Here is a 26,440-nt window from a genome sequence, read left to right as displayed (position 1 = left end):
TAATCATTAGCGCCATTCTACCGGGTTACGGAGGGATCGGTAAGGTGGGCGCTTGCTTCGTAAAAGGCGCAGCCTTGACACGGACCGGATGGATTGACAGCACAGCGGATAAATGGGGAATGGGCGTTAAATCGACAGCTGGTATCGCCTAAATAGCCCATCGGTCCCAGCCAACCGAATCGTCCCCGCGAAGAGGCCAAGGAATGCGATGGGAATGACGAACGGGCCAAATAGGCCGGATCGGAATTTTGGACGCGGTTGCGGGGAGTGAGATCGCGATAAATATAGAGATGCGGGTGTCGAGAAAGATAATGAAGGCCCCAGATCAACACCAATAGGGGGGACAGTCCCAAAAGAATAACGATGCTAATGGCAACCGCGTCGAGGATCATCTGCTACGCTTCCTTCCCATCAGGAGAGGCTTTTACGCTCGATCTCACTGTAACAATTCTGGTAACGACAGCGCCGCTGCGCTTAACACCCGTTAAGGTAAAACCTAACGTTGTAGAAATTGACGTTTGGCACCATTTTTATTCTCTGTCATGTTTCAAGATCCGCGAGATTTTCAAATTTGTTTTTTAAGTTTATTTTTGGGCCTCGGGCTTTGGCTTAAAGATTGGACGCTGCGGCCCGATGTCATTTTCTGCGCGATCGCCACTTGTCTGATCGTCCAAAGTGCGGCCAGTCTCCTGCAAGTGCGAGAGGCGTCAGCATTCTCGCTCGATTGGGTCGGATCGTTGCGGAGCGCTCTGATTACAGGCATCAGTCTGAGTCTGTTGCTCAGGACAGACCATTGGTACACGATGGTGTTTGCCGCATCGGTCGCAATTCTGAGTAAGTTTTCGATCCGGGTCAAGGACAAGCATTTGTTTAACCCTGCCAATGCTGGCATTATTGCGACCCTGGTCTTGACCCAAGATGCCTGGGTTTCGCCGGGACAGTGGGGCGAGTTGGGTTGGTATGCGATCGCCTTTTTGGGGGCTGGGGGAATCGTGCTAGGGCGCGTCGGGCGTTGGGATACGTCAGCGATGTTTTTGGCAACCTACGGCGGGCTGATGGTAGGCAGAGACTGTTGGCTCGGCTGGAGCTGGGATGTGGCGAGCCATCATCTTTCGAGCGGTTCGCTGTTGCTGTTTGCGCTGTTTATGATTACAGATCCGCGCTCGATTCCCGATGGGCGTTGGAGTCGGATGCTGTGGGCCGCTTGCGTGGGAGGGCTTACGTTTGTGTTGCAAACGGTCTTTATCGTTCCCATTGCTGTTTTCTGGAGTTTGTTCTGTCTTGCGCCTTTGACGCCACTGCTGGATTCTTTGCAGGCAACTCAGCGCTTTCAGTGGCAATCCGCGCGGCCAGCCTCTCAGGGCTAAACGAAAAGGTGTTTCGTCCCAACCTCTAGCCTGGTTCTCCGCTGCATCGGACGGCGATCGCCGTCCCCGCTCTCTCGCCTCCAAATCAATTCGATAGACGAAGGCCGATCGTCACCTGTTTTAGATTGGGTGCTGGGTAGGTTTCTAGATAGCGATGCGCGAGGTGTTGGAGCGCTTCGGCGTAGCTAAACGCTTGGGCTAGTTGCAGCCAAGATGGGGATGTCGCAAATTTGATGCCGAGGTCTTTGGCAGCTTTACGACATCCGTTGTAGGAGCCGTAAAGTTGTAATAGCTTTGTTTTGTCCCAGTTTGACGGTGCGGGTGGCAGCAGCGCGCTTGGAAGTTGTTCTGGAGGGAGTTGCGATGCTAATCGATTGACGGCAACTTGGGCGACGGCATAAATGGCGGCTGAGTTCTTAAGGTCTTTCTGCCGATCGGTTTCTAGCTGATTCAGCAATTCAGCGATGCGTTGTTTTCCCATAATTATTTATCGAGGAGCGATCGCCCGTTAGAAGCTGGATCGGTGTACATTTGCGGGTTGTTACGTCGATCTTCGCTGTTGTTAGAGGGGTGAGTATTGGCGGGTAGGGATGATTGAACTGTTGGAGGTTCGTCTTGCCGCCACCATAAAACGATGCTGCGAACAGCGCGCAAAAATCTGAAAAACTTTCCGGAGGAGGCCAGAAACCCAAACTGGTTGGGGCCAGAAACATCAAAATTGGCGACGTCATCAAAGGCTTCGGAGAGCTGGTCGAGATGTTGGGTGAGGGTGCTCATTTCTTGCTGGAGGGCCGCGATCGCGTCTTGTTTGGATTGCACTAAATCGCGTTTTTCTAAGCTCAGAGCGTCGATACCGGACTGAAGTTTGGCTACGTCGGTCTTGAGCTGAGCGACTTTATCCCGGTAGCCGTTGTTGTGACGCATGAGCTGCGATCGGCTGCGGTTGGTAAAGATGAGGCAGTCCCGCATTTCCAGATACAGCTTTTCAGCCTCAGTTGTCTCTATTCCCTGAAGCGAGCGGGGAAACTCAGTAGCAGAACGGAATCTTGCGGGATTCGACTTTGAAGAAGACACGATCGAACAGACGCTAAACGCCAGCTTTAGCTTACCCACAATTATAGAAAACTGGATGCGTCTCCTAGACTTCAGCAAAAAATCTAAAATGCCTTAGATTGAGTTAAAGGCTTTTCCTTCGGCAGTTCTAGCCCACGAAGGCCATTGCTGTATCTGAGTGATTTTCGCTTAAGAGCTTTTGCCTTAAAGTGACCTTACACAGCGAACAGGTAAGTTAAGCTACCATCAGGCGATCTAGGACAACGACAGGAGATTCTCGCCGTGCAAAATCTGGCGGCTCCGCCCGCACGTAAGGTTTATCGACTTTGGGCGATCGCCGATGGCGGAAAAATCCCTGCGGCACGCTGAAAATGAATGCTCGGGGAAAGATGCTATTGCATAAAGGTAAACTCGAACAATGCAAGAAACAAAAAGATCGATTCTTCAATTGGGCAATCCCCTCCTCAGACAAGTCGCTCGACCCATTGAAAATCCGCAAGATCTAGCGCTCCAAGAACTGGTTGAGGAGTTGTTGCAATCGATGGAGCAAGCCAACGGAGTGGGCATTGCCGCGCCTCAAATGGGCATCTCAAAACAGCTCGTCATTATTGCATCCCGTCCAACGCCGCGCTATCCTGACGCGCCCGAAATGCCACCCACGCCAATGCTGAATCCTAGGCTAGTTGACCATTCCGACGAAATGGAAAAAGGATGGGAAGGGTGCCTGAGCGTTCCAGGTATTCGCGGACTGGTCCCTCGATACACGTCTGTGACCGTGGATTACCTAGACTGTCACGGACAATCCCAGCAAAAAATTTTGCATGACTTCGTCGCGCGGATTTTTCAGCACGAATACGATCACCTGCAGGGCATCGTGTTCGTCGATCGCGTTGAAAGTACTCGCGAACTCATGAGCGAACAAGAGTATCAACGCCAGATAATCGGTTCCACTTTATAAGAACCAAACAAGATAGAGAAAATCAATGTTCTCAACTTCCCTTGCAGTTGTAGCGCTGAAACGTCAAACCCATATTAAAGAACGGTTTTTCCTGGGAAAGACAGGTTGCCGTTGCCCGATCTGAGTTGAGATCGACCTGTAGCTTTAGCTTCTCAGGCATGGGTCGTTTGTCAGCTTTTAAGCTGCCAATGCGCCAAAGCGTGAAAGAGTTGGATAGGGGCGATCGTCCGTCGATTGCCAGGCGATCGTTCCTAGGATCCGTCGATTTTGAGAATCCCCATTCGACGTGCTTGAGGGGTTCCGATGTCGCTGGCTGAAGTTGGTCTACTGCAAGCGCAAAACTCAGACCTAAAGCGACATCCTGAGAATTGCTGTAATTTTCGATCGCGACTAAATGAGCGTTTGTCGGTTGATGCAGCAATCTTTCAGCAATTTGTTTGGGCGAAAAAGGTTTTGCAAAAGCAGCATCCGTCGCCACAAAACCGCTACTGATAACCCCGACGAGAATTAATGCCCAAGGTAAGAGCCGCTTTCCGAAGGCGTTACGCGCTTGAGACCTAAGTTCTGCAACGCTGGCAGCCAATAGAGCGCAAAGGGCTGGATAAAAAATAAAGTTATAGCGAAAGGCTAAGGTCAAATCTTTGTGCAAAATATAGACCAGTAGTAAGTACTCTACTCCTACTGCCAGCAAAAAGTATTGCAAAACTCGAGCGCTCTGACAGGCCTGCTCGGTCTGAAATAACTGTTCTCGATTTTGCCAGAGCCATCTCGTTAAATACCCGATAAACCCGAACGCGAGCAGCCCATTTACAATTGCGATCGAGAGGGGCTGTTCTTCTACGGGCAGCATAATGACTGTGACAATGCAGCCCGCGAGAAGTCTCGCGATCGGTTCTAACCAATGCAACCCCAACGTAGCGTCAAACTTTAGCCAGTCGGTTTCTGGTCGCTGGGTATGGTCGAGCAAAACCGGGAGCCAAGGCAACATGCTCGAGATGATGCTGCCAGTGGCGATCGCTCCGCACCAAACATCCGCCGTTCCTCCTCCCGCTCGCCGCCGCTGCAGAAAAACCGCCATTAGCGTCACGATCTGGGCGGCAAAAGCCAAGATGCAAAAATAATGCACGTAAAAGCCCAGGCTATTCAGCCCAATCCAGGCTAGCCAAGGTAGGCGCTTCCGTTTGGCTGGCGCTGCGGCGCAAAGCTGCACTAGAGGAATCAAAGATGCCGCAATGACGAGCATGGGAAGCGTGTAATGCCGCGCTTCTTGGGATAAATACACCGCAAACGGCGATACCGCCATCAATCCCGCAGCCCATAGCCCTGCTCTATGGGAAAACGCTACGCGATTGAGAATATACATAACGGCGATCGCCCCCGTCCCGAACAACGCGCTGAGCGATCGCACCTGCCACCGTAGGGAATGACCGGACTCTTGCAGGTAGCCCATCCATCGATGCATCAAGCAAAAAAACAGCGGCGGATGGGTGGATTGCTGGGCGATGGTCTCGGCGATCGCGCTACAGCTTTGCGGGTGCCACTGGAGGGGTTGGAGGAGTTCTGCTAGAGGGAGCAACGTCTCGCGGGGGATATCGTCATAGCTGCGCCCCAAGGAAAATAACAGCGTGATGGTTTCGTCAAGCCAGAGGGGTTTGAGGTCTAAGTTCCAGAAGCGAAGGAGGAGTCCGAGGGCGATCGCCGCAGCCAGCCCTCCATAGCGCGCGCACCCTCTCACACCTTTACCCCTCTAAAGACAATTCCGCCTTGCCGAACGCCCCTCAACTTACGATTCAAGGTTTAGGACAATCCGAATCCAATGATGCAAAAAATGCATAACCCCAATCCTCCAACTTCATAAATGTTTGGATTAGTGTAGCTTTTGATACGAATTCCGTCCGCTATCGCCTTTAGCGTAACAAGACATAAGGTGCATCGCGCAAAATGTCGATCGAATTTTTGTCGAGCGTTAAGTCTTGCAAATACTTGCCGACGACCTGCAATGACAGCATGCTGCCGAATGTCTTTTATGGAGACATAGGTTATTGTCTTACATCTTTTGAGAGGGTACTGCCTTGACTAGCCTTGCGGTAGAAACGACGGACAAACTTAATAAGTTTGAGCGCCTTAAGGCAGACAAAGACGGCCTAGCGGTGCTCAAAGAGATCCACCATTTCGCTCAAATTGGGTGGGAGGCACTCGATGAGTTAGATCGCGACTATCGCCTTAAGTGGTTGGGCGTCTTTTTTAGGCCCGTTACCCCTGGCAAATTTATGATGCGGTTGCGGCTGCCTCAAGGCATCCTGACGGGCGCTCAGATGCGAACCCTGGCCGAAATCGTGCAACGGTACGGCACGGATGGCAGTGCAGACATCACCACGCGCCAAAACTTGCAATTGCGCGGAATTCGCATTGAGGACATTCCCGATATTTTCGACCGCCTTCAGGGTGTAGGGCTGACCAGCATTCAGTCCGGGATGGATAACGTCCGCAACGTGACAGGTTCTCCGGTTTCGGGCATTGATGCCGATGAGCTGTTCGATACCCGCGAGCTAGCCGTCCAGATTCAGGACATGATTACCAACAAGGGCAAAGGCAATCCAACCTTTAGCAACTTGCCTCGGAAATTTAATATCGCGATCGCCGGATGCCGCGACAATTCCATCCACGCTGAAATTAACGACATCGCATTTGTACCTGCGTTCAAAGACGAACGGATTGGATTCAATGTCGTCGTCGGCGGCTTTTTCTCACCCAAACGGTGCGAGGCAGCCATTCCGCTCAATGCTTGGGTCGAACCCAGCGAAGTCGTTGCGCTTTGCGAAGCTATTTTGGTCGTTTACAGAGACAACGGACCCCGCGCCAATCGCCAAAAATCGCGGCTGATGTGGCTGATCGATGAAATGGGTCTAGAAGGGTTCCGAGCTGCCGTCGAGCAGCAACTGGGCGTTCCCCTTAAGGCCGCCGCCCTCAAGGACGAAATTGCGTGGGAGAAGCGCGACCACATTGGCGTCCACCCGCAAAAGCAGCCCGGACTGAACTACGTAGGGTTGCACGTCCCTGTCGGTCGGTTCCAGGCCGAAGATATGTTCGAACTGTCTCGATTGGCTGAGGTCTACGGCAGCAGCGAGCTCCGCCTCACCGTCGAGCAAAACGTCATCATTCCCAACATTCCCGATTCCCGCATCGATACCTTTTTGCAAGAACCCGTTTTGCAGAAATTCTCAGTTGCGCCGTCATTACTGTCGCGATCGCTGGTCTCCTGCACGGGGGCGCAGTTTTGTAACTTTGCCCTCGTCGAAACCAAAAAACGCGCGGTCCAATTTACCCAAGAACTCGAACGAGAACTCACCCTTACCCGTACCGTGCGCATGCACTGGACGGGTTGCCCCAACTCCTGCGGTCAACCCCAAGTGGCAGATATCGGCTTTATGGGGACCAAAGTTCGCAAGAACGGCAAAACCCTAGAAGGCGTCGATATCTACATGGGGGGAAAGGTTGGCAAAGATGCCCATTTGGGCACCTGCGTCATGAAAGGGATTCCCTGCGAAGACCTCAAACCCGTAGTGCGAGATCTCTTGATCCAGCACTTTGGGGCGCAGCTTAAGGCTGGGGTAGTTGTGGAGCCAACGCTTGAAGCGAGTCCTTTGACGACAACCGAGTCAAGCGCAGTAGCTCCGCCTGCGACGATTTCCTTCGCCCAATCGGGCAAGACCGTCGATTGCACCGAGGCCGACCTCATTCTTGAGGTTGCGGAGCAAGCAGGGCTAAACCCTGAAAGTAGCTGCCGGGCAGGATCCTGTGGGACCTGCAAGCAAAAGCTACAGTCGGGAGCCGTCAACTATGGGGGGGATCCGCAAGCACTCAGCGCCGAAGAAAGGGCCGCAGGCTATATTTTGGCCTGCATTGCCCATCCGACGGGCCGAGTTGTTGTGGATTTTTAATCAGCCCATCGGCGCAAATTGCGTTTTATGGGGCAACGCGACACACACTTTTTCGGAGAGGAGTCTCAGTTACTAAGCTATGTCCAATCTGTCTAGACGTAAGTTTTTGATTACCGCTAGCGCAACCACTGCAACGGCCTTACTGGTTCATGGCTGTGGGGGATCTACGACGACCTCAAGCCCGTCCCCAACCGCATCTCCCGCAGCAGGCACGAGCGGCGGCGATGCTCCTGAGGTGACGGGAGCCAAGCTTGGCTTTATTGCGCTGACCGACTGCGCGCCCTTGGTCATTGCAAAAGAGAAAGGCTTCTTTGAGAAGCACGGCATGAAAGACGTGACCGTCAACAAGCAAACCTCTTGGGCCACTACCCGCGATAACTTAGAGCTGGGCAGCGAGAAAGGCGGTATCGATGGGGCACATATCCTAACCCCCATGCCCTACCTTATGACCGCAGGTAAGATTACCAAATCGCCCGTCCCAATGTATATCTTGGCTCGGTTGAATACTAATGGGCAGGGTATATCAGTTTCTAATGAGTATGCCGACCTAAAGCTTGAAGCCAAAGCTTCAGCCCTCAAAGCAAAGGTTGATGCAAAAAAAGCTGGGGGCAAGAAATTTCAGTGTGCAATGACCTTTCCTGGCGGAACTCATGATTTATGGATGCGATACTGGCTTGCAGCTAATGGCATTAATCCCGATACAGACGTCGATCTCATCGTGATTCCACCCGCTCAGATGGTTGCCAATATGGAAACCAAGTCAATGGATGCCTTTTGTGTCGGAGAACCTTGGAACCAGCGCTTGGTTACTAAAAAACTGGGGTATAACGCCCTCACCACTGGCGAAATGTGGAAAAATCACCCAGAAAAGTCTCTGTCCTTGCGTAAAGATTGGGTCGACAAGTATCCTAAAGCTGCAAAAGCACTGCTAATGGCGGTTTTAGAAGCCCAAGTATGGTGTGACAAAGATGAGAATAAGGCAGAAATGTGCCAAATTCTATCTGCTGATAAGTATGTCAAAGCGCCAGCAAAAGATATTGTTGAGCGATCTAAGGGCAACTTCGATTTAGGAAATGGGCGCACCCTCAAAGACAGCCCATTATTAATGAAGTTCTGGCGAGAGGACGCTTCTTTCCCCTTCACCAGCCATGACACTTGGTTCTTAACCGAGAATATCCGCTGGGGTAAACTTCCTGCCGATACCGACCTTAAGAAGCTCGTTTCAGAAGTGAACCGTGCTGATCTTTGGAAAGAGGCTGCTAAAGCGATTGGCCAAGAGGCCGCTATTCCTAAGAGTGATTCTCGTGGTGTAGAGACCTTCTTTGACGGGGTTGAGTTCGACCCCGCTGATCCAATGGCTTACCTCAAGAGTCTCAAGATCAAAAAGGCTTAAGGCTCAATAAGTCTAGTTATGGATTTTTGACTCAGTCTTAAATCCATGACTAGACTCTGAAATTCTTACTCTTTTTTATTATTTAAGGACTCACTTCAGATCATGGCAAATCCCTCACTGACTGCCCCGTCACCCTTTGCAATTCAAGTCAAAAAATTTGGTCCTCTCATTTTCCCACCTATTATTTGTACGGGCGCGGTGCTGTTGATTTGGCAAGTGTTGTGTATGAATCCAGAATCAAAGATGCCTGCTCCTTTGGTGGTGGCTACACAGTCTTTCGGGCTACTCTTAAATCCTTTTGCTGAGGAGGGAATTGGATTACAGCTTTGGATCAGTCTCCAACGAGTAGCTCTTGGCTATGCTCTTGCTGCCGTTGTTGGGGTAGCAATCGGCCTTGTTATTGGAGTAAATATTTTTCTTCGACGGGGTTTCGATCCGCTAATCCAAGTATTACGGACTATTCCGCCATTGGCATGGTTGCCAATCGCCTTGGCAATTTTTCAGGATGGTCAGCCTGCAGCTCTCTTTTTAATTTTTATTACTGCAATCTGGCCGATTGTAATCAATACAGCAGTGGGTGTTCAGCAAATCCCTAAAGATTATGACAACGTGGCGAAGGTGTTGCGCTTGAACGGTCGCGAGTATTTGTTCAACATCTTGATTCCATCTACCGTGCCCTACATTTTTACGGGGCTGCGGATTGGGATCGGCTTGGCCTGGTTGGCGATCGTGGCGGCTGAGATGCTGGCCTCTGGAGCGGGCGGTATCGGGTTTTATATTTGGGATGCTTACAACGCGGGCAACGATAACAGCATGAGCCAAATTATTTTGGCAGTGCTCTGCGTCGGCATTGTGGGGTTGTGTCTGGATCGCCTCGTGAGCTATCTCGGTTCTTTGGTTGCGTCTGAGTCTTAAGTTAACTTTGGGTCACTTGGGTTTATGTCTGCATTTTTAGAAGTCGATCACGTCGATAAAATTTTCCCCCTCCGCAATGGCGGGAGCTATATTGCCCTGAAAAGTATTGCCTTGACCATCAAGCAAGGCGAGTTCATTTCGCTGATCGGTCATTCCGGTTGCGGTAAATCGACGCTGCTCAACATCATTGCCGGACTCGATCGAGCGACGGTGGGCGGTGTGGTTTTAGACGGCCATCAGGTTGACCTCCCCGGTCCCGATCGCATGATGGTGTTTCAGAATTATTCGCTGTTGCCTTGGCTGACGGTGCGCCAGAATATCGCGCTATCGGTCAATAAGGTGCTCAAGCATTTACCCAAAGGCGAGCGGCGCGGACTGATCGAGCGCAACATCGATCTCGTCGGTCTCCGGCACGCCGCCGACAAGACGCCCAAAGAACTCTCCGGCGGGATGAAGCAACGGGTGGCGATCGCCCGCGCCCTAGCTATCCGGCCCCAAGTTCTGCTGCTCGACGAACCGTTTGGGGCACTCGACGCCCTGACGCGCGGCAACCTGCAACAGCAGTTGATGCAGATTTGCCAAGAGAGCCAAGTCACCTGCGTGATGGTGACCCACGACGTGGATGAAGCCCTGCTGCTTTCCGACCGAGTGGTGATGATGACCAACGGACCGGAAGCCCACATCGGCCAAATTTTGCAGGTTCCCATTCCTCGGCCCCGGCAGCGCCTGGAAGTGGTCAAACACCCGAGCTACTACGCCCTGCGCAACGAAATTGTGTACTTCCTCAACCAGCAAAAACGAGACAAAAAGCGCAAGCTCAAACAAACCATCGCGATCGCCCGTCACGGTCTCGAAAAAGTCAACCTCGACATTGGCTTTGTGCCCCTGACCGACTGCGCCCCCCTGATCGTGGCGAAGGAAAAAGGACTGTTTGCCAAACACGGTTTGGAGGAAGTGACCCTCAGCCGAGAACCCAGTTGGAGTGCGATCGCCGAAGGAATTGCCAGCCGTCGCTTGGATGCGGCCCAGATGGTAGCGGGGATGCCCCTGTCCATGACCCTCGGCTTTGGCGCAGAAAATCGTCCGCTGCCCATCGTGACGGCGTTGATTTTATCGCGCAACGGCAATGCCATCACCCTCGACAAAAAGCTGTGGGATCGCGGCGTGAGAACCCTTGACGACCTCAAGGCCGCCCTCGCGCAAAGCCCCGAACAGCGCCACACCTTGGGTATGGTTTATCCCACTTCCATGCATAACCTGATGCTGCGCTACTGGCTGGCCTCTGCCGGAATCGACCCCGATCGAGATGTCGACCTGACGGTTATTCCGCCGCCCCAGATGGTCGCAAATCTCAGTGCGGGAACCATCGACGGCTATTGCGTCGGCGAACCGTGGAATTCTAGAGCGGTGCAGGAAGGATTGGGTTGCGTCATCGCCACGGATTTAGATATTTGGCCCTCCCATCCAGAGAAAGTTTTGGGCGTGCGGGAAGACTGGACGGCCCAGCACCCGGAAACCCACAACGCCCTCGTCAAGGCGCTCCTAGAAGCCTGCGATTATTGCGACAATCGCCGCAATCGCGAAAGTATTTTGAAATTGCTGAGCAAGCCCGAGTACATCGGCGCTGCGGCAACCTTTGCCCGACCCGGATTTATCGATCCCTACGATCGCGGGACTGGCGAGCCGCCGGAAGAAGTGTGGCAATACAACCGCTTTCACGTAGACCAATCCAACTGTCCCGGACGCGTCGAAGGGCTGTGGATTCTGACCCAGCTCGCGCGTTGGGGCATTGCGCCCTTTCCGCGCAACTGGATTGAGATTCTAGAGCGGGTGCGACGGGTGGATCTGTACGGTCGAGCCGCGCGGGAACTGGGACTACCCGACACCGAACCCAATCGCAGCGCGTTCAAACTCTTCGATGGGAAAGTCTTTAATCCCGACGACCCCATGGGTTACCTCAAAAGCTTTGAAATTGGCCGCGATGTCCGCGTCGAAGAAATTGCGATTGACGACCTTGTTGAAAATACAACCAAAACCGCTGCATAACCGCTCCTTTGGGGATTTTAAGACCGATGCAAACGCTCTCAACCTCTAAATCTACCTTGCAAACTGCCCAACGAGAACCTTTTTTAGTCGTCGATCGGGTGTCAAAGGTCTACCCTACACCCAACGGCCCTTACACGGTCTTAGACGATGTCGATCTGACGATCTTCGAGCGCGAGTTTGTCTGCCTGATCGGTCATTCGGGCTGCGGGAAGTCCACGCTGCTCGATATGGTGTCTGGGTTCCGCAAACCCTCTAGCGGCGAAGTGCGGCTCCAGGGCAAGATGATTAGCCGTCCCGGACCCGACCGGATGGTGGTGTTTCAAAATTACGCGCTGCTCCCGTGGAAAACGGCCTTCGAGAATATTTATTTAGGGGTGAATGCCGTTTACCCGGAAAAGTCGAAAAAAGAGAAAACCGAAATCGTGCGATCGCATCTGGCCCTAGTCGGCCTTGAGGAAGCGGCCAACAAGCGTCCGGGGCAGCTCTCCGGCGGTATGAAACAGCGGGTTTCCATTGCCCGCGCCCTCTCGATTCGTCCCCAGGTGCTGATTTTAGACGAACCCTTTGGTGCTCTAGACGCCATTACCAAAGAAGAGCTGCAAGAGGAGCTGCTCAAAATCTGGCGCGAGTACAAAATTACGGTGCTCATGATTACCCACGACATCGACGAAGCCCTGTTTCTGGCCGATCGCGTCGTGATGATGACCAACGGGCCTGCGGCCAAGATCGGAGAAATTTTGGACATCCCCTTCTCCCGTCCGCGCGAGCGCGCCCAGCTCATGGAGGATCCGCGTTACTACACCTTACGAAATCACGCTCTGGATTATCTGTTCAGCGGAGCGGTTGTCGACCACTGACGTTTTTAACTTAGTATCATGCTCAAAGGTTTAATCTCGTTTAACGGGCGCTATCGCGTCCTGCACCTGACTTGGTTTGCATTTTTTCTATCGTTTGTGTGCTGGTTTAACTTTGCCCCCTTTGCCACCACCATCGGCAAAGAGCTGAGCATTAGCCCAGAGCACCTCAAAACGTTAGCAATCTGCAACCTGGCCCTAACGATCCCAGCTCGGATCGCGATTGGGATGCTGCTGGATCGCTTTGGCCCGAGGCGCACTTATACCTTTATTTTGATGTTTGCAGCGGTGCCTTGTTTGGTGACCGCAACCGCCCAAGGGTTTACGCAACTGGTGGTGGGCCGCTTACTGATGGGGATCGTGGGTGCCGGATTTGTGGTGGGCATTCGGATGGTATCGGAATGGTTTCCGCCAAAAGAAATTGGGATTGCGGAAGGCGTGTACGGCGGCTGGGGAAATTTTGGCGCGTTTGGTGCTGAATTTGCGCTCCCCGCGCTGGCGGTCGGCGCTAGCTTTATGACCGGGGGCGCGTCCAACTGGCGCGTTGCGATCGCCTTAACTGGAATCGTCGCGGCAATCTACGGAGCCATTTACCTCAAAAGCGTCCGCGATACGCCCCCTGGCAAGGTGTTCAAAAAACCCAAGAAAAGCGGTGCCCTAGAAGTGACCAGCGTCAAAAGCTTCTACGCCATGCTGGTCATGAACTTCGGGTTGATTTTTGCCCTCGGGCTGCTGGCTTGGCGGCTGGCGCGACCGGCCCTCGATTTCTTGAATGAAACTCAAATGGTCTTTATTTGGGTCTTGTTGGCCGGACTATACGCCTATCAAACCTATCAGGCTTGGCAAGTCAACCGCGAACTGCTGACGGGTCGCAAAATCTATGGCCCGTCAGAACGCTACCAGTTTCGTCAGGTCGCCCTGCTAGAGCTAACCTACGTCACAAACTTCGGATCGGAGCTGGCGGCGGTATCCATGCTGCCGACCTTTTTTGAGAAGACCTTCGGGCTGGAGCACGTCGTTGCCGGCATGATTGCCGCAGCCTATCCCTTCATGAACTTGATCTCGCGACCGAGCGGCGGTCTGATTTCCGATAAGTTTGGGTCGCGCAAGTGGACCATGACGTTTATTACCGTCGGCATTGGGGTGGGCTACCTGATGACCTACAGCATTAGTCCCACCTGGCCGATTCCCTTGGCGATCGCCGCAACCATGTTTGCGGCCTATTTCGCCCAGGCGGGCTGCGGGGCAACCTACGGCATCGTGCCGCTGATCAAGAAAGAAGCGACCGGACAAATTGCCGGGAATGTGGGCGCTTACGGCAACTTTGGCGGCGTGGTCTTTTTGACCGTTTACAGCCTCACCAATGCCCAAACTTTATTTGCGGTCATGGGTATTTCGGCATTTATTTGCGCCAGCCTGTGCCTGTTCTTTTTGCAAGAACCCAGGGGATCTTTTGCGGAAGACTACGATTTGCCAGATAGCGCAACCGTAGCGCCCATTACAGTTCCTCCCGTCTTGCAGGAGCAAGAATAAAGCCTCATCGGAATTTGCATACATATTTGCATACATATTTGCATACAGATACTGTCCAGACTGGAGGCGACGATGCAAGACTCTGCAATAGAAACAAACCGGAATGCAGTCGCAGGCGCTCCGCAGTCCGAGGAGGCGATGCAGCAGGTGCCTGCCGTTTTATCGCCTCCCGTGCTGTGCTGTTATGTCAATCCCAGCAAACGAATTCAAGTCGTGCGTCTGAGCCACCTTTCGGAAGGGGAATGGGAGCACATTTTGTTCCCCGCCCAGCAATTTATGTTTGAAGCCCCCCCCGAAGCAATGCTAGAAGTCTATAAGAGTCCGACGCTCAGCGTGACGCCCCCTGAGTACATCCCTTGCCATGGGTTACGGGTGCAAACAGATTAACCGGATGGCAGACCCTTCAATTGAGATGGAAGCGGAATGAGCGATATTATCAAAACGTTGTGCCCCTACTGCGGGGTGGGTTGCGGTCTAGAAGTGCTGCCCCCGGCTCAGGCTGGCAGACCCACCACGCGCGCGTCGGATGGGGTGCCGATTTGGCAAGTGCGCGGCGATCGCGACCATCCGTCGAGCCAGGGGATGGTCTGCGTCAAGGGAGCCACCATTGCCGAGTCGCTCCACAAAGATCGATTGCGCTATCCCATGATGCGCCGCTCTCTGGACGAGCCGTTCGAGCGCGCGAGCTGGGATGAAGCCCTCGATCGGATTGCGAGCGAGATCCAAAAAATTAGCGTTACCGATGGCCCGGATGGCGTCTGCATGTACGGATCTGGGCAGTTTCAAACAGAGGACTACTATGTTGCCCAGAAACTCCTGAAGGGCTGTCTGGGCACCAACAATTTCGACGCGAACTCTCGACTGTGCATGTCTTCGGCGGTGGCAGGCTACATCCAAAGTTTTGGAGCCGATGGCCCCCCTTGCAGCTATGACGATCTGGATGTCACGGACTGCGCGTTTTTAATTGGCACGAATACCGCTGAGTGCCACCCCATTCTGTTTAACCGATTCCGCAAGCACCACAAGAAAAGCCGCGCCATTAAGCTCATCGTGGTCGATCCGCGCCGCACCCAAACTGCCGAAGCGGCGGATCTGCACCTCGCGATCAATCCCGGTACCGACATCGATCTGCTCCACGGCATCGCCTATTTCTTGATGCAGCGGGGCAAGATCGATCCTGAATTTATCGAAGAGTGTACGAGCGGGTTTTCGGCCTACGCCGAGGTTGTCCAGCACTATACGCCGGAGGTGGTAAGTCGGCGGTGCGGCATCAGCATCTCGGACTTAAAGAAGGCGGCGGTGTGGTGGGGCGAATCGGACAGCGTCCTCTCGCTTTGGTCTATGGGAATCAATCAGTCTGCCGAGGGCACGGCCAAGGTTCGCTCCATTATTAACCTTCACCTCATGACGAATCAAATCGGCAGGCCGGGGGCGGGTCCGTTCTCGCTGACGGGTCAGCCGAATGCCATGGGCGGCAGGGAAGCGGGGGGGTTATCTCACCTCCTGCCGGGGTATCGCTTGGTGGGCAACGCGCAACATCGGGCGGAAGTGGAGGCGTTTTGGGGCGTGCCCGCCGGACGCATTGCGGCGAAACCGGGCAGAACGGCCTGGGATATGATTACGGGCTTGGAGTCTGGGGATGTGAAACTGATCTGGGTTGCCGCCACCAATCCGGTGGTGAGCATGCCCGACATCGATCGCACTAAAGCAGCCTTTCGGAAATCGCCGTTTACGGTGTACCAAGATGCTTACTTTCCGACGGAAATGTCGGCTTACGCCCACGTGTTGCTGCCCGCCAGCCAATTTAGCGAAAAGACGGGCGTGATGGTCAATTCCGAGCGGCGCGTCACCGTCTGTCCCGCGTTTCGGACGCCGCCGGGGGAAGCGCGACCGGATTGGGAAATTTTTGCAGAGGTGGGACGGCGACTGGGGTTTGCGAAGCAGTTCTCCTTCAATAATGCGGCAGAGGTGTACGCTGAATTCGCCCAAATCACCCGAGGCCGCCCCTGCGATCAGTCCGGTTTGAGTCACGGGTTCCTGCGCAGCGACGGGCCGAAGCAGTGGCCCTATCCCAAGGGCAAAACGGTCTCTTCCGAACGGCTCTATACCGACCTTCGCTTCCATACCGCTGATGGGCGCGCTAAGTTTGCCGCGCTGCATTCGCGCGGTTTGGCAGAACCGCCCGACGATCGCTATCCGCTTGTCCTGACCAACGGGCGGCTTTACGGTCACTGGCACACGCAGTCGCGTACGGGCCGCATTCCCAAGCTGGTCAAGATGCATCCAGAACCCTTTCTCGAAATCCACCCCAAGGATGCAGCGCGGATTGGCGTACAGGATCGGGAGTGGGTGGAAGTGCGATCGCGGCGCGGGACGGCCCGTTTTCCGGTGACGATTACCCAGGGAATTGCCCCCGGCACGGTATTTGTGCCGATGCATTGGGGAGAGCTGTGGGCAGAGCAAGCCGAAGCCAATGCCATGACCCATTCTGCGGCTTGTCCCGACTCGAAGCAGCCCGAACTGAAAGCCTGTGCCGTGCAGCTCGTCCCTGTGGCTGCCATAAAAGTTCAAGCCGACGCCGAGCACCACAAATACAGCCTTCAGAGCGCTCGGGGATAAAGCGATTTCCAGAAAAGGTCACCCCGCCGAGATTGTACCCTTCGACTCCGCTCAGGGCACAATCTCTAGTCTCTAGCTGGCTGAGCGCGTTGCCCTGCCGTGTCCTGAGCTTGCCGAAGGGAGCTTGTCGAAGAGTCGTGGCTTGCCTCCCGCAGGGTAGCCAGCTAGAGCTTCGGTGCGTGCGAATCGCAATTCCCATTACCAAGGTAATTCTGTACCGTCCCAAGAAAAGAACTGCCCGCTATGAGTGGGTTCCAGCCCGTTCAACACCGTCCAAAGCTGCGCGACGGTGCGCTCGGTTGAGAACAGTTTTTCGGGCGGGACATTCTTTTGAAACGGCTGCGAAAGGCGCGTATTCGTAGTACCGGGGTGCAGTAGCGCGATAATCGTGTTGGGGCTTTTGCGCCCGTACTCGATCGCCGCTGTTTTCATAAACATGTTGAGCGCTGCCTTGGAAGCGCGGTAGCCATACCAACCCCCCAGTTGGTTGTCGCCGATACTGCCCACTTTGGCAGAGATCGTGGCAAAGATACTGCGATCGCCGTGTCTCAGCAGCGGCACCAGATGCTTTGCCAGCAGCACCGCCCCGATGCTGTTGACCTGAAAATAGCGCATCAGCCGTTCTGGGTCGAGCTGAGACAGACTTTTCTCTGGCTGTAGCGTCCCTTCATGCAACACTCCCACACAGTTAACAACCCAGTGAAGGCACTGGGTATTGATCTGAATCGTCTGAATCAGAGCAGCAATTTTGGATTCATCCGTAATATCTAGGACCGTGCAAATCAGGCGATCGGGGTTGGCAGTCTGAAGTTCCAACAGTTCTCCAGCCGCTTCTGCGGTGCGGTAGGTGGCAAATATCCTAGAAATATTGGGTTGTTGCAGCAGGTGTTTCACAAAACCCAGACCGATCCCTTGAGTTGCACCGAGGATGAGGGCGGACTCTGAGGGTAGCGCGATCGCCGGACTGTTCGCTAATGACACGTTTCGTTCTCATGACGCCTCTTTTAAGGTAATGTCGTTTCTTGAATTAGGGTTGTACCATCGCCGAATCATCAATCTATGCCAGTTCCCGGATTATTGGACGAAAGCGCCTTTCTAAGGCCCGATGACGGGCAGATTTTACAGTTCCCCATTCTGGTGGTCGGCGGTTCGACGGCAGCCTACGCTGCGGCCTTGGGCGCGTTGCAAGCTGGGGCGACAGTTTGTATCGTCCAGCCTCAACGGGTTTTGGGCGGGCAATTTACAGCTCAAGCCCTGTCCGCGTCCGACGATGCGCCCCTGATGGCCCCCAAGGCGCTCATTCCAGCCGATCGGCGCGACCCGAACCAGCTAGAGAATGGCGAACTGTTCTGCATTTCCAGGTCGCAGCGGCAGTTCCGCGATCGCCAACGCCAGCTCCAGCCCGTTGCCGGAAAAGTCGTGCAGAATCCCGGCGGCAGTTGGGTGAGTCATTTTTCCGTCACGCCTGCGATCGCGGCGATCGCCCTGAATGAGGGCATCGAACCCTACCTCCAGGAAGGAAGGCTGACGATCGTTCCCTTTGCCGAGCCAACCCAAGTCCTGCTGCAAGCGCCAGAAGGCGACGATCGCAAGGTGACGGGAGTTGTATTTCAGGACTGGCAAAACGGCAGATCGTTTACGGTCAATGGAGACATTGTCATTGAAGCAACGGACTTGGGCGACTTGTTAGAAATGGGGAATATTGAATCTCGCGTGGGTCAAGAATCTCGCAGCCAGACAGGGGAAGCGATTTTGCCCGAGGAACCGCGACCGCTATGCCAGCAGGCATTTACGTTCTGTGCTGCGGTTGAAAAATCCCCCACCAGCCAACCTATTCCCGCGCCAGTTGGCTATGGCGTCGAACCGTGGCTCGATCCTCAATCCTTTCCCAGTACATTTTGGATCGAGGGGAAAAACGGCTGGGAAGGGCGAGCGTTCTATGATGCGATGGGCATGTTTCGCTACCGCCGCCTTCAGCGCAGCATTGAAGACAGCGAAGTCCGCGATCGAGATGTCAGTGTCATGAACTGGGGCACCAGCCCTCTAGGCCCGGATGCACCCAAGGGTTGCGGCAATGATTATCTATTCGGGGCTGTATTGACGGGCGTGAGTCGGCAAGAGCGCCAGCAGAACGCCGCACGGGGACGCGATCGCGCCCGAGCCTATCTCCACTTTCTCCAAACAACTGCGGCACCGGATCTGACCCCACGGGGCGACCTCACCTGGACGGAAGACGGCATCGCCCTAGAGCCGTATATCCGCGAAGCGCGACGGGGAGTAGCGATCGCCACCGTCCGCCACGAAGATGTTGCGGCTAAATTCTTTCCCGGATCGGCCCGCGCCCGCAGCTTTGAAGATGCAGTGGGAATTGGCCAGTATCACTACCTCGACTTTCATCCCAACGAAGCACCAGGACACGTCGATCTGGGGGCCGACGGCAATCGTTCCCTCCCCTTCAGCATTCCCCTAGGTGCGCTGATTCCCATCCGCACCGACGGGCTAATTTTGTCGGCCAAGAGCATCGGTACCACGCACATTACGAATTCAGCCTATCGGATGCATCCGGTGGAGTGGGCTATTGGCGAAGCCGGAGGACATTTGGCGGCTTTCGCCCTCGATCGAGGCATACGAGTGCGAGATGTCGCGCGAGATCCTCGACTCAAGCGTCTGTTTCAGGGACAACTCGCTCGCTTTGGCATTCCCCTGTTCTGGTTTAATGACGTTTCCCACGAAGACCCAGATTTTGAAGCAATTCAGGTTTTAGCCGCAGCCGGTCTCGTCCAGACCGAACATAGCGAGAACCTCAACTTCAACCCGGAGGCGACAGTCAGCCGTGCCGTTGCGGCGATCGCCTTCGCCAACGTCCTAGGATTAGAACCCGCAAACCCCACCAAACCCACCTTTGTCGATGTCCCGCCCGATTGCTTCGCCTACTCGAGCGTTGAAGCGCTGTTTGCCCGAGACATTGTCAAAGGAGTCGGACGCAAGCGCTTTGCCCCCGATCGCTGGATTACGCGCGAGCAAACGATCGTCCTTGCAAGCAAGAGTCTCCCCGGTGCGGGCATCGACCTGACCGCCGACCTACCCAAGGATCGACAGCCGATTCAGCGCAGAGCGCTGTGTAGGTTGTTGTATCGTCTGCTGAACGCGAAATTAGGCTGAGCGCCCCTACCTCAAGCCGCAGTCCATTTCCGTCCCCATTTATAGGACGCAATGAATGTCGCCCGAACTTCGAGCTGCCGGGATCGATCTCAATGATTGCTTCTCAATATCCATGCAGTCATATAAAGCCATTTAAGCTGTTCTAAACATCGTAAAAGCAAAATCGTACTTTCGACGCTCTGCTGCAAATTTTTGCTTCTTTCTCTGTGAAATCATGTCTCTGCCATACGTTTATCTTAAAGATTAAATTTAAGGGCTACTCGCGTATTTCTAGTTTTTGATTAATCCATACATGTATATTGCTCGATCTTAGAAAAAACGTTCGGCTTTGATGGATTCTCGATTGCATTGATGCTTGAAAAATTAGATTTATGACATCGCGATTCTGCATTTGTGTCCGATCTCCCGAGATTAGACGGCGCTTGGGTCGATTTGTTGCTTTGTCTTGCATCTCTTTTCAGGAAAGCTTCCTGGAGCGCAGATTATCTCAGGAGTTCTGTCGATATCTGCATAGGAGAGAGGTTCTTTAAGTTCGATCTCCGTACAGTTTGATGAGAGCAGAATCGAGGAGTTTGAAGCAGATTGATACGGCTGATATTGCAGGAAACATCAGGGTTAGATCTGATTCTGCCGAGCGCCATTAAATTTTATCCGTGAAGCGTAGAGTCACTCTTTATCTTTTTTGGGGCACTCTACTGTTAAGACCGAAGTGTCGAGCAGATACTTGCTTGAAGCGAAAGAACGGCTTCGCATTTTGCAAGGCTTAAAAACATTCCCTATCTACAGTTCTAGAGCATTTATCTTCCAGGTAAGGCTCTCCCAATACGCAGTGAATTGCATTCAGTTCGCTTAGGTCGGGCTACTCATAGATCGGGCTACTCATTCAGAATCATTCGGGGGGTTCAAAGTGGATTTTATTAGCGGCAACAGCGATCGATCGAAGGTGCAGAGTTTTAATGGGACGGCTGATTCCTATGGATTGCAGACACCGTCTTTCCAAAATCCCAGTTATGGCTATGGATTGCAGCCACTCGGGAACAATACACCCGCACTGAACCGAATCGATCCGACGGTCGATCTCGACCGAAATAGCAGCGCGCCAGCTCCATTGGCGCAATCGAACAATGTTTCAAACAAGAAGGCAGCTCAAGTTCTACCCTCTAAGGCAAGGATGTCCGCCCCTGCAACCAAATCCAATAAAGGCTTTGCAGCATTGGGGACTGGGCGATCGTCGATCGACGCGAACCAAAACAAGGGGGTAAGAAGCTTTTCATCAGCTCAAAAGAACAATGTCGGACGCGGAGGCAATGGAGGGACTTCATTAAATGGCGCAGATCCCTACAATGCCCAGCAAGTTATTCCGCAATCTCACTCCTATTCATCGACGGATGCTGCCTCGGCTTTAGCTCCCGTCGCGCGATCGACGTCTGCCTCTAGAGGTACTACAGATGATAGCCTGACGGGTCAGTATTTCAATGGTACGAATCTCGATTCGAGAACCCCGACTCGGTCAGCTCCTCGCAGCACCCAACCGATTATCCCGCAAACGGACTTGTATCCCTCTGTCATCCCGCCAGCTCCAGTTGTGACATCGGCTCCAAGTGTTACCTCAACTCCAGTTGTCGATCCAATCCCAGTGGTGGCTCCAGAGCCCCCACCCGCTCCGGTCGTCGCACCCGCTCCAGTTGTAATTCCTGAAGGTAATGGGCTAACAGGTAAGTATTTCAACGGCATTAACCTCGACCCCAGCAAGCTCGCCTTGACCCGAACGGATGCTAGCGTAAACTTTAACTGGAGCTCTGGCGCGCCCGATTCAAAGGTGGCCTTAGATAACTTTTCTGCTGAATGGACGGGCCAAATTTTGGCACCTGAAACGGGTACTTACACCTTTACCACTACTTCCGACGACGGCGTAAGAGTGTGGGTGAACGGGAAACAACTGATTGACGCGTGGAACGACCATGCTCCCCAACAAGATAGCGGGACCATTACCCTCCAAGCCGGGCAAAAGTACGATATCAAGGTGGACTACTACGAACGCTTGGGCGGTGCGACTATGCAACTCCAGTGGTCGGCTCCCAACCTAGCCCAACAGATCGTCCCGCAAGCTTACTTGTATTCATCGGTTCTTACTCCAACACCAGATCCGGTAGCGCCTTCAAGTCCGACATCGCCTTCAAGTTCGGCGCTTTCTCCAGCTTTTGACGATTCAACGCTGCCCAATGAAGGTATCCCATCGGGAGTTCCAACTTACTTGCCTTGGGCGCACGGTCCGATGAAAGGCTACGGAAATACGATGCCTAGCGGTTGGAATGCATTCACGGCATGGGGGCAAATTTATGTCGAACAAGGGTGGAATCCTCCGAGCGATAGCAATACCCGCGTGCAAATCCGCGCTTTAGATGCTTGGTATCTCAGTAAATCGACCAATCAGTGGGTTCTGATCCAGCGCGCAGACACCGTCAGCGGGGCTGCCTATGTAGAAGACTTCGCGAACGATGCTTCCAAGCCAGCAGATGTCAAGAATGAGTCTGGAAATGGCGGCGGAATTAGCGTGACGGCTGGAAACGGTTATAACTATCATTTCTGGACCGATCGCGCGGTCATTCCCGACCCCAGCGACATTGCAGGCGTCTATACCAAATTCGAGTCTCGATTGGTCCTCAACGATCCAAACGGGCCAGACGATCGCGCTTCGTCTAGATATTTAGCGAGCGACGGTGCGGACTACTGGCGCAGTATTGATGCGGGGTGGGCTTCCGATTGGAGCAACAACGGCAGCGTCGGCCACGGTCGATTTAAGTTCGTGAACAGCGATTGGCAGATTTTTAGTATGGAAACGCTCTCTCCCGAAGAAATGAGCAAAAATCCACCGCCAATTGGGGGTTCGCCAAGCTAGCATCAGTTCTCAACCAAAACGCAATCGAGCCATTGTGTCGGCTCGATTGCGCGGTTTTTGGAATCTTGTTAGTTCCGTGGGGGTGCAAGGCCTTGCGCCCCTACAAAATGGTCGGTATTCTCTTTTTTGCAAATCGCTTCCGAGATAAGGGATGGAGATGGCCAGTCAGGGTGCTAGGAACCAAAGGTGCCTGTCCTTTCTTTGCTAGAGGCGCTATGAAATTAAATCGCGATGAAACTAAACTAAATAATACCAGGACCTTTACCGCGATTATCTCCATCCATCGTTAGCTTACCAGTTTCATCAGTCTCATTGACTTCTTCTCGTTCGCGAGAGCGTTCTGCCGCTTCTGCCGCTGCTTCTTCTCGCAAATCTCCCGGCTCGTTAACGTACATTTCAGGCTCTACCGCATAATTATTCATCAGTCCTTCTTTGTCCATCGTAAAGCCCCCAGTCGTATCTAGGCTGCCTTCCTGTTCGGGAAGGTGTTTGTAATCTTCTTTTTCTCTTTCTTTGCGGGCGGCTGTCTCGGCAGGAATAATTCCTCTATCGTACGTATCAACTGAAACCGGATTGTCCTTTCGATCGTTCATGGTAATTTGTTAAAAACGCTTATGACCTACTTCTAGTCGAAGCCAAGGGGAAAAGCATCTTCCATTTTACGGAGACTGCGGCATCGATCGTCTAGACTGCAGAGGGCTGGTGCGAGCGTGGAGGTGCTTTCTAGGCTGACGCTAAAGCTGCTGCAAATCGCGATCGCCATTCCAATGTATTGCTCGACCGTCCGCGCTCACCGCTCCGATATCTGAAACGCCTGGGCGAGCCACGCGATCGCCCCCTCCCCATCCGCAACGGTGTCTCCAGAAGGCATGGCCGGACGCCGCACCATCACCACCGGAAGCGCCAGCTCTCGCGCTGCGACCAGTTTGGGATAAGTAGCCGCCCCGCCGCTGTTTTTACTCACCATGGCATCGATCTGGTAATCCCGAAGCAACTGTCGCTCGCGTTCCAAGCTAAACGGTCCCCGCTCCAGCAGCAATGTTCCGTTGGGTAACGGTAAATCCGCTGCAGGCGGGTCGATCGCGCGCATCAAGAACCAAACGCGGGCGAGGGATGCAAACGGCGCTAACTGCTGCCTGCCGATCGTGAGAAACACCCGCTTTGCTTCTGGGGGAATGGCGCGCGCGGCATCCTCGATCGTTTCCACCTCAATCCAGCGATCGCCAAGGTCCGGCTGCCAGGCCGGACGGTCTAGTCGGAGATAGCGCACGCCCGTTTTTGCTGCCGCTAGCGATGCATTCCAAGAAATTTGCGCCGCAAAGGGATGGGTTGCGTCGATCAGGACGTCGATTTTGTGCTCGCTAAGGTAATCCGCTAGCCCGTCCGCCCCGCCAAACCCGCCGCTTCGGATAGCGCCAGCGGGCAGAGCGGGTTGCTGCGTCCGCCCCGCCAAGGAAGACACGATCTCGACGGTTGGAAAGGCCGCAAGTTTTGCCGCCAGCCGAACGGCATCCCCCGTTCCACCTAGAATGAGCGCGCGTACCATAAAGCGTAGAGGCAGCGAACAGGTCGCTAGAATAGACTCCTGGACAATTTCTGCTATCCCCCACATTATCTGCATTTAAGCACCCATGGACTTAGTTGAAAGCGTCAAAATGGCAACAGCCACCCTAACCTCTAATCGCCTGCGCAGCGCCCTAACCATGTTGGGCATGATCATCGGCAACGCTTCCGTCGTGGCAATGATTGGGGTGGGCGAGGGAGCGCAGCGCTTTGCCGAAGATCAGTTTAAGTCCCTAGGTCCCAACGTTCTCTTTGTCGTGCCGGGCAACGACAATGCCCGCAACCGCACCCTCAATGTGCCCAAAACCTTAGTTTTAAGCGATGCTAAGGCGATCGCAGAGCAAGTTCCTTCCATTTCCTACGTCGCGCCGCAGCTCCAAAACCAAGTCCCCGTTGTGTACGGCAACCGTAGAAAATCGACCCTCGTGATCGGCACCACCGAGCGCTTCGCCACCGTGCGCGACTACGAAATGGCGCGGGGTCGGTTCATCACGCAACAAGACGTCCAAAGCGGGACGGCGGTGGCCGTCGTGGGTTCGGATTTGGCCGAGAATTTGTTCGGCGCTAAGGATCCCATTGGGGAGCGGGTTCGCGTCCGAGGGCTTTCCTTCAAAATTATCGGACTCATGGCGTCCAAGGGTTCGTTTTTGGGCAACAACCAAGACGATGTTTTGATCGTGCCCCTGTCCACCGTGGCCGATCGGTTGACAGGGCGAACGTCTCCCTACGGTGTAGAAGTGACCTTTATTTCAGTTTCGGCCAAGGACAAGGCCCAAATGACGGCGGCCAAAAACCAAATTACAAATTTACTGCGGCTGCGCCACAAAATTGTCAGCGAAGACGATTTTACCGTGCGCTCTCAAGATGAGGCCCTCAGCATCATCGGGGCCGTGACTGGAGCGCTCACCATCATGCTGGTGGCGATCGCCGGAATCTCTCTCCTCGTCGGCGGCATTGGCATCATGAACATCATGCTGGTGTCCGTCACGGAGCGCACCCAGGAAATTGGGTTGCGCAAGGCCATTGGTGCGACTCAAGCAGACGTGTTGACTCAGTTCTTAATCGAATCCATCATTCTTTCGGCAGTGGGCGGTGCCGTCGGCATTTTAATTGGGACGGGTACCGTGGTAATGGTGGGTGCGTTCACGCCGCTCAAAACCAGCGTCTCGATTCCGGCGATCGCCTTAGCAGTCTCTGTCTCGGGCGGAATTGGGGTCTTTTTTGGCGTAGTGCCGGCCCAGCGCGCCGCCCGTTTAGATCCCATTGTGGCATTGCGCAGTAACTAGGAAAAGTTTATGCCGTCAGACATCCCGCTCGTTTCAGACTACCCGACCCCTCATCGCGCGGCGGTCATCATTCGGCTAGAAGACGTCAGCAAGGTATACGGCCTCGGCGAAACCACCGTTCGCGCCCTCAGGGACGTGAACCTGATCGTCAATGCGGGCGAGTACTGCGCCATTATGGGCGCTTCCGGCTCCGGCAAATCCACGATGATGAACATCATCGGTTGTTTAGATCGGCCTACGACTGGAAACTACTATCTCGATGGCGAAGCCGTCGCCCAGATGGACGATAACCAGCTCGCCCACATTCGCAACCGGAAGATTGGGTTCGTGTTCCAACAGTTTCACCTCCTGTCTCAGGTAAGCGCCCTAGAAAACGTCATGTTGCCAATGATTTATGCCAACGTGCCCGCCCCAGAACGCAAAGAACGGGCGATCGCCGCCTTGCAGCAGGTGGGACTGGGCGATCGGCTCAACAATCGACCCAACCAGCTGTCTGGGGGGCAGCAGCAGAGAGTGGCCATCGCCCGGGCGATCGTCAACCGTCCCGTCATGCTGCTGGCGGACGAGCCGACGGGAGCGCTCGATTCCAAAACCACTCAGGAAATTTTAGAGATTTTTGGAAATTTAAATGCAGCGGGCATGACCGTCGTCATGGTCACCCACGAATCGGAAGTCGCCCGCAGTACCCGGCGCGTGGTATGGTTCCGGGACGGTCAGGTGATTCACGAGAACCTAAAGCCCGAAGATCTCATGCAGGCTGCTTTTTGAACCGTTTACCCAACTCGGTTGGGATCTCAAAGATAAAAATTTATCTCTACAGGGAACTCTGAAAACATTGGGACATCCGATTG

General features: G+C 54.0%; 23 protein-coding genes and 1 pseudogene. 15 read left to right on the top strand and 9 right to left on the bottom strand.

Annotated elements, in window-relative coordinates; translation table 11 throughout:
- Window positions 1-17: 17 nt before the first annotated feature.
- Window positions 18-392, bottom strand: a complete 375-nt coding sequence (locus R6H26_RS15910) for a DUF6464 family protein (RefSeq protein WP_404783653.1) — start codon at window positions 390-392, stop codon at window positions 18-20.
- 150 nt (window positions 393-542) lie between these two features.
- Between R6H26_RS15910 and R6H26_RS15905 the strand changes: the two genes are divergently transcribed.
- Window positions 543-1,367, top strand: coding sequence for an RnfABCDGE type electron transport complex subunit D (locus tag R6H26_RS15905; protein ID WP_404783651.1), 825 nt, complete (start codon window positions 543-545; stop codon window positions 1,365-1,367).
- Between the two features lie 85 nt (window positions 1,368-1,452).
- Here the strand turns inward: R6H26_RS15905 and R6H26_RS15900 are convergent, their stop codons facing one another.
- The 3 genes from R6H26_RS15900 to R6H26_RS15890 all read right to left on the bottom strand — a co-directional run bounded on the left by R6H26_RS15900 (window position 1,453) and on the right by R6H26_RS15890 (window position 2,784).
- Window positions 1,453-1,848 (bottom strand): hypothetical protein, encoded by a 396-nt coding sequence (locus tag R6H26_RS15900; protein WP_404783650.1) that lies wholly within the window; start codon window positions 1,846-1,848, stop codon window positions 1,453-1,455.
- A gap of 2 nt (window positions 1,849-1,850) precedes the next feature.
- Window positions 1,851-2,480, bottom strand: coding sequence for a hypothetical protein (locus tag R6H26_RS15895; protein ID WP_404783648.1), 630 nt, complete (start codon window positions 2,478-2,480; stop codon window positions 1,851-1,853).
- A gap of 175 nt (window positions 2,481-2,655) precedes the next feature.
- Window positions 2,656-2,784, bottom strand: a complete 129-nt coding sequence (locus R6H26_RS15890) for a hypothetical protein (RefSeq protein WP_404783647.1) — start codon at window positions 2,782-2,784, stop codon at window positions 2,656-2,658.
- Window positions 2,785-2,838: 54 nt separating this feature from the next.
- Here R6H26_RS15890 and def point away from each other — a divergent pair, with 54 nt between their 5' ends.
- Complete coding sequence (gene def / locus R6H26_RS15885; RefSeq protein ID WP_404783645.1) at window positions 2,839-3,378, top strand: peptide deformylase; 540 nt, start codon at window positions 2,839-2,841, stop codon at window positions 3,376-3,378.
- Between the two features lie 31 nt (window positions 3,379-3,409).
- On the opposite strand, the gene R6H26_RS15880 is transcribed toward def, so the two are convergent.
- The gene (locus R6H26_RS15880; RefSeq protein WP_404783644.1) at window positions 3,410-5,113 is read right to left on the bottom strand and encodes a glycosyltransferase family 39 protein; all 1,704 of its coding nucleotides are present in this window, start codon (window positions 5,111-5,113) and stop codon (window positions 3,410-3,412) included.
- Between the two features lie 337 nt (window positions 5,114-5,450).
- On the opposite strand from R6H26_RS15880, the pseudogene R6H26_RS15875 reads away from it, so the two are divergent.
- The 9 genes and pseudogenes from R6H26_RS15875 to R6H26_RS15835 all read left to right on the top strand — a co-directional run.
- A pseudogene (locus tag R6H26_RS15875) lies at window positions 5,451-6,986 on the top strand (ferredoxin--nitrite reductase); the annotation flags it as partial.
- A gap of 9 nt (window positions 6,987-6,995) precedes the next feature.
- Window positions 6,996-7,319, top strand: a complete 324-nt coding sequence (locus R6H26_RS15870; RefSeq protein ID WP_404791347.1) for a 2Fe-2S iron-sulfur cluster-binding protein — start codon at window positions 6,996-6,998, stop codon at window positions 7,317-7,319.
- Between the two features lie 79 nt (window positions 7,320-7,398).
- Window positions 7,399-8,712 (top strand): CmpA/NrtA family ABC transporter substrate-binding protein, encoded by a 1,314-nt coding sequence (locus tag R6H26_RS15865; RefSeq protein WP_404783643.1) that lies wholly within the window; start codon window positions 7,399-7,401, stop codon window positions 8,710-8,712.
- Window positions 8,713-8,814: 102 nt separating this feature from the next.
- Window positions 8,815-9,627, top strand: a complete 813-nt coding sequence (gene ntrB / locus R6H26_RS15860) for a nitrate ABC transporter permease (RefSeq protein ID WP_404783642.1) — start codon at window positions 8,815-8,817, stop codon at window positions 9,625-9,627.
- A gap of 24 nt (window positions 9,628-9,651) precedes the next feature.
- Entirely contained in the window at window positions 9,652-11,673 is a 2,022-nt protein-coding gene (locus R6H26_RS15855) for a nitrate ABC transporter ATP-binding protein (RefSeq protein ID WP_404783640.1), read from the top strand.
- A gap of 26 nt (window positions 11,674-11,699) precedes the next feature.
- Complete coding sequence (locus R6H26_RS15850) at window positions 11,700-12,530, top strand: nitrate ABC transporter ATP-binding protein (RefSeq protein ID WP_404783638.1); 831 nt, start codon at window positions 11,700-11,702, stop codon at window positions 12,528-12,530.
- An 18-nt stretch (window positions 12,531-12,548) separates the two neighbouring features.
- The gene (locus tag R6H26_RS15845) at window positions 12,549-14,060 is read left to right on the top strand and encodes a NarK family nitrate/nitrite MFS transporter (protein WP_404783636.1); all 1,512 of its coding nucleotides are present in this window, start codon (window positions 12,549-12,551) and stop codon (window positions 14,058-14,060) included.
- 72 nt (window positions 14,061-14,132) lie between these two features.
- On the top strand, window positions 14,133-14,447 hold the full coding sequence (locus tag R6H26_RS15840; protein WP_404783634.1) for a DUF1830 domain-containing protein: 315 nt from the start codon (window positions 14,133-14,135) through the stop codon (window positions 14,445-14,447).
- A gap of 36 nt (window positions 14,448-14,483) precedes the next feature.
- Window positions 14,484-16,679, top strand: coding sequence for a molybdopterin oxidoreductase family protein (locus R6H26_RS15835; protein ID WP_404783633.1), 2,196 nt, complete (start codon window positions 14,484-14,486; stop codon window positions 16,677-16,679).
- Window positions 16,680-16,877: 198 nt separating this feature from the next.
- On the opposite strand, the gene R6H26_RS15830 is transcribed toward R6H26_RS15835, so the two are convergent.
- On the bottom strand, window positions 16,878-17,660 hold the full coding sequence (locus R6H26_RS15830) for an SDR family NAD(P)-dependent oxidoreductase (protein ID WP_404783632.1): 783 nt from the start codon (window positions 17,658-17,660) through the stop codon (window positions 16,878-16,880).
- Between the two features lie 78 nt (window positions 17,661-17,738).
- Between R6H26_RS15830 and R6H26_RS15825 the strand changes: the two genes are divergently transcribed.
- Together R6H26_RS15825 and R6H26_RS15820 are read left to right on the top strand one after the other, a co-directional pair.
- Window positions 17,739-19,841 (top strand): FAD-dependent oxidoreductase, encoded by a 2,103-nt coding sequence (locus R6H26_RS15825; protein WP_404783631.1) that lies wholly within the window; start codon window positions 17,739-17,741, stop codon window positions 19,839-19,841.
- Window positions 19,842-20,748: 907 nt separating this feature from the next.
- Window positions 20,749-22,740: a PA14 domain-containing protein gene (locus R6H26_RS15820; RefSeq protein ID WP_404783629.1), complete on the top strand. Its 1,992-nt coding sequence runs from the start codon at window positions 20,749-20,751 to the stop codon at window positions 22,738-22,740.
- A 242-nt stretch (window positions 22,741-22,982) separates the two neighbouring features.
- Here the strand turns inward: R6H26_RS15820 and R6H26_RS15815 are convergent, their stop codons facing one another.
- Genes R6H26_RS15815 through R6H26_RS15805 form a run of 3 tightly spaced genes read right to left on the bottom strand, consistent with a single transcriptional unit; the run spans window position 22,983 to window position 24,361 of the window.
- On the bottom strand, window positions 22,983-23,333 hold the full coding sequence (locus R6H26_RS15815; RefSeq protein WP_404783627.1) for a hypothetical protein: 351 nt from the start codon (window positions 23,331-23,333) through the stop codon (window positions 22,983-22,985).
- A gap of 32 nt (window positions 23,334-23,365) precedes the next feature.
- Window positions 23,366-23,503 carry a hypothetical protein gene (locus tag R6H26_RS15810; protein WP_404783625.1) on the bottom strand — a complete coding sequence of 46 codons (138 nt, stop codon included), beginning with the start codon at window positions 23,501-23,503 and terminating at the stop codon, window positions 23,366-23,368.
- 27 nt (window positions 23,504-23,530) lie between these two features.
- Entirely contained in the window at window positions 23,531-24,361 is an 831-nt protein-coding gene (locus R6H26_RS15805; RefSeq protein WP_404783624.1) for a cobalt-precorrin-6A reductase, read from the bottom strand.
- A gap of 10 nt (window positions 24,362-24,371) precedes the next feature.
- On the opposite strand from R6H26_RS15805, the gene R6H26_RS15800 reads away from it, so the two are divergent.
- Window positions 24,372-25,589: an ABC transporter permease gene (locus R6H26_RS15800; protein WP_404783622.1), complete on the top strand. Its 1,218-nt coding sequence runs from the start codon at window positions 24,372-24,374 to the stop codon at window positions 25,587-25,589.
- Window positions 25,590-25,598: 9 nt separating this feature from the next.
- Complete coding sequence (locus tag R6H26_RS15795; RefSeq protein ID WP_404783621.1) at window positions 25,599-26,357, top strand: ABC transporter ATP-binding protein; 759 nt, start codon at window positions 25,599-25,601, stop codon at window positions 26,355-26,357.
- Window positions 26,358-26,440: the final 83 nt, after the last annotated feature.

Origin of the sequence: Altericista sp. CCNU0014, from assembly GCF_044923475.1 — a bacterium.
Lineage (GTDB): Bacteria > Cyanobacteriota > Cyanobacteriia > Thermosynechococcales > Thermosynechococcaceae > JAAURS01.
The sequence above is the reverse complement of the archived record's forward strand: the minus strand, read 5'-3'. Positions and strand labels throughout refer to the sequence as shown.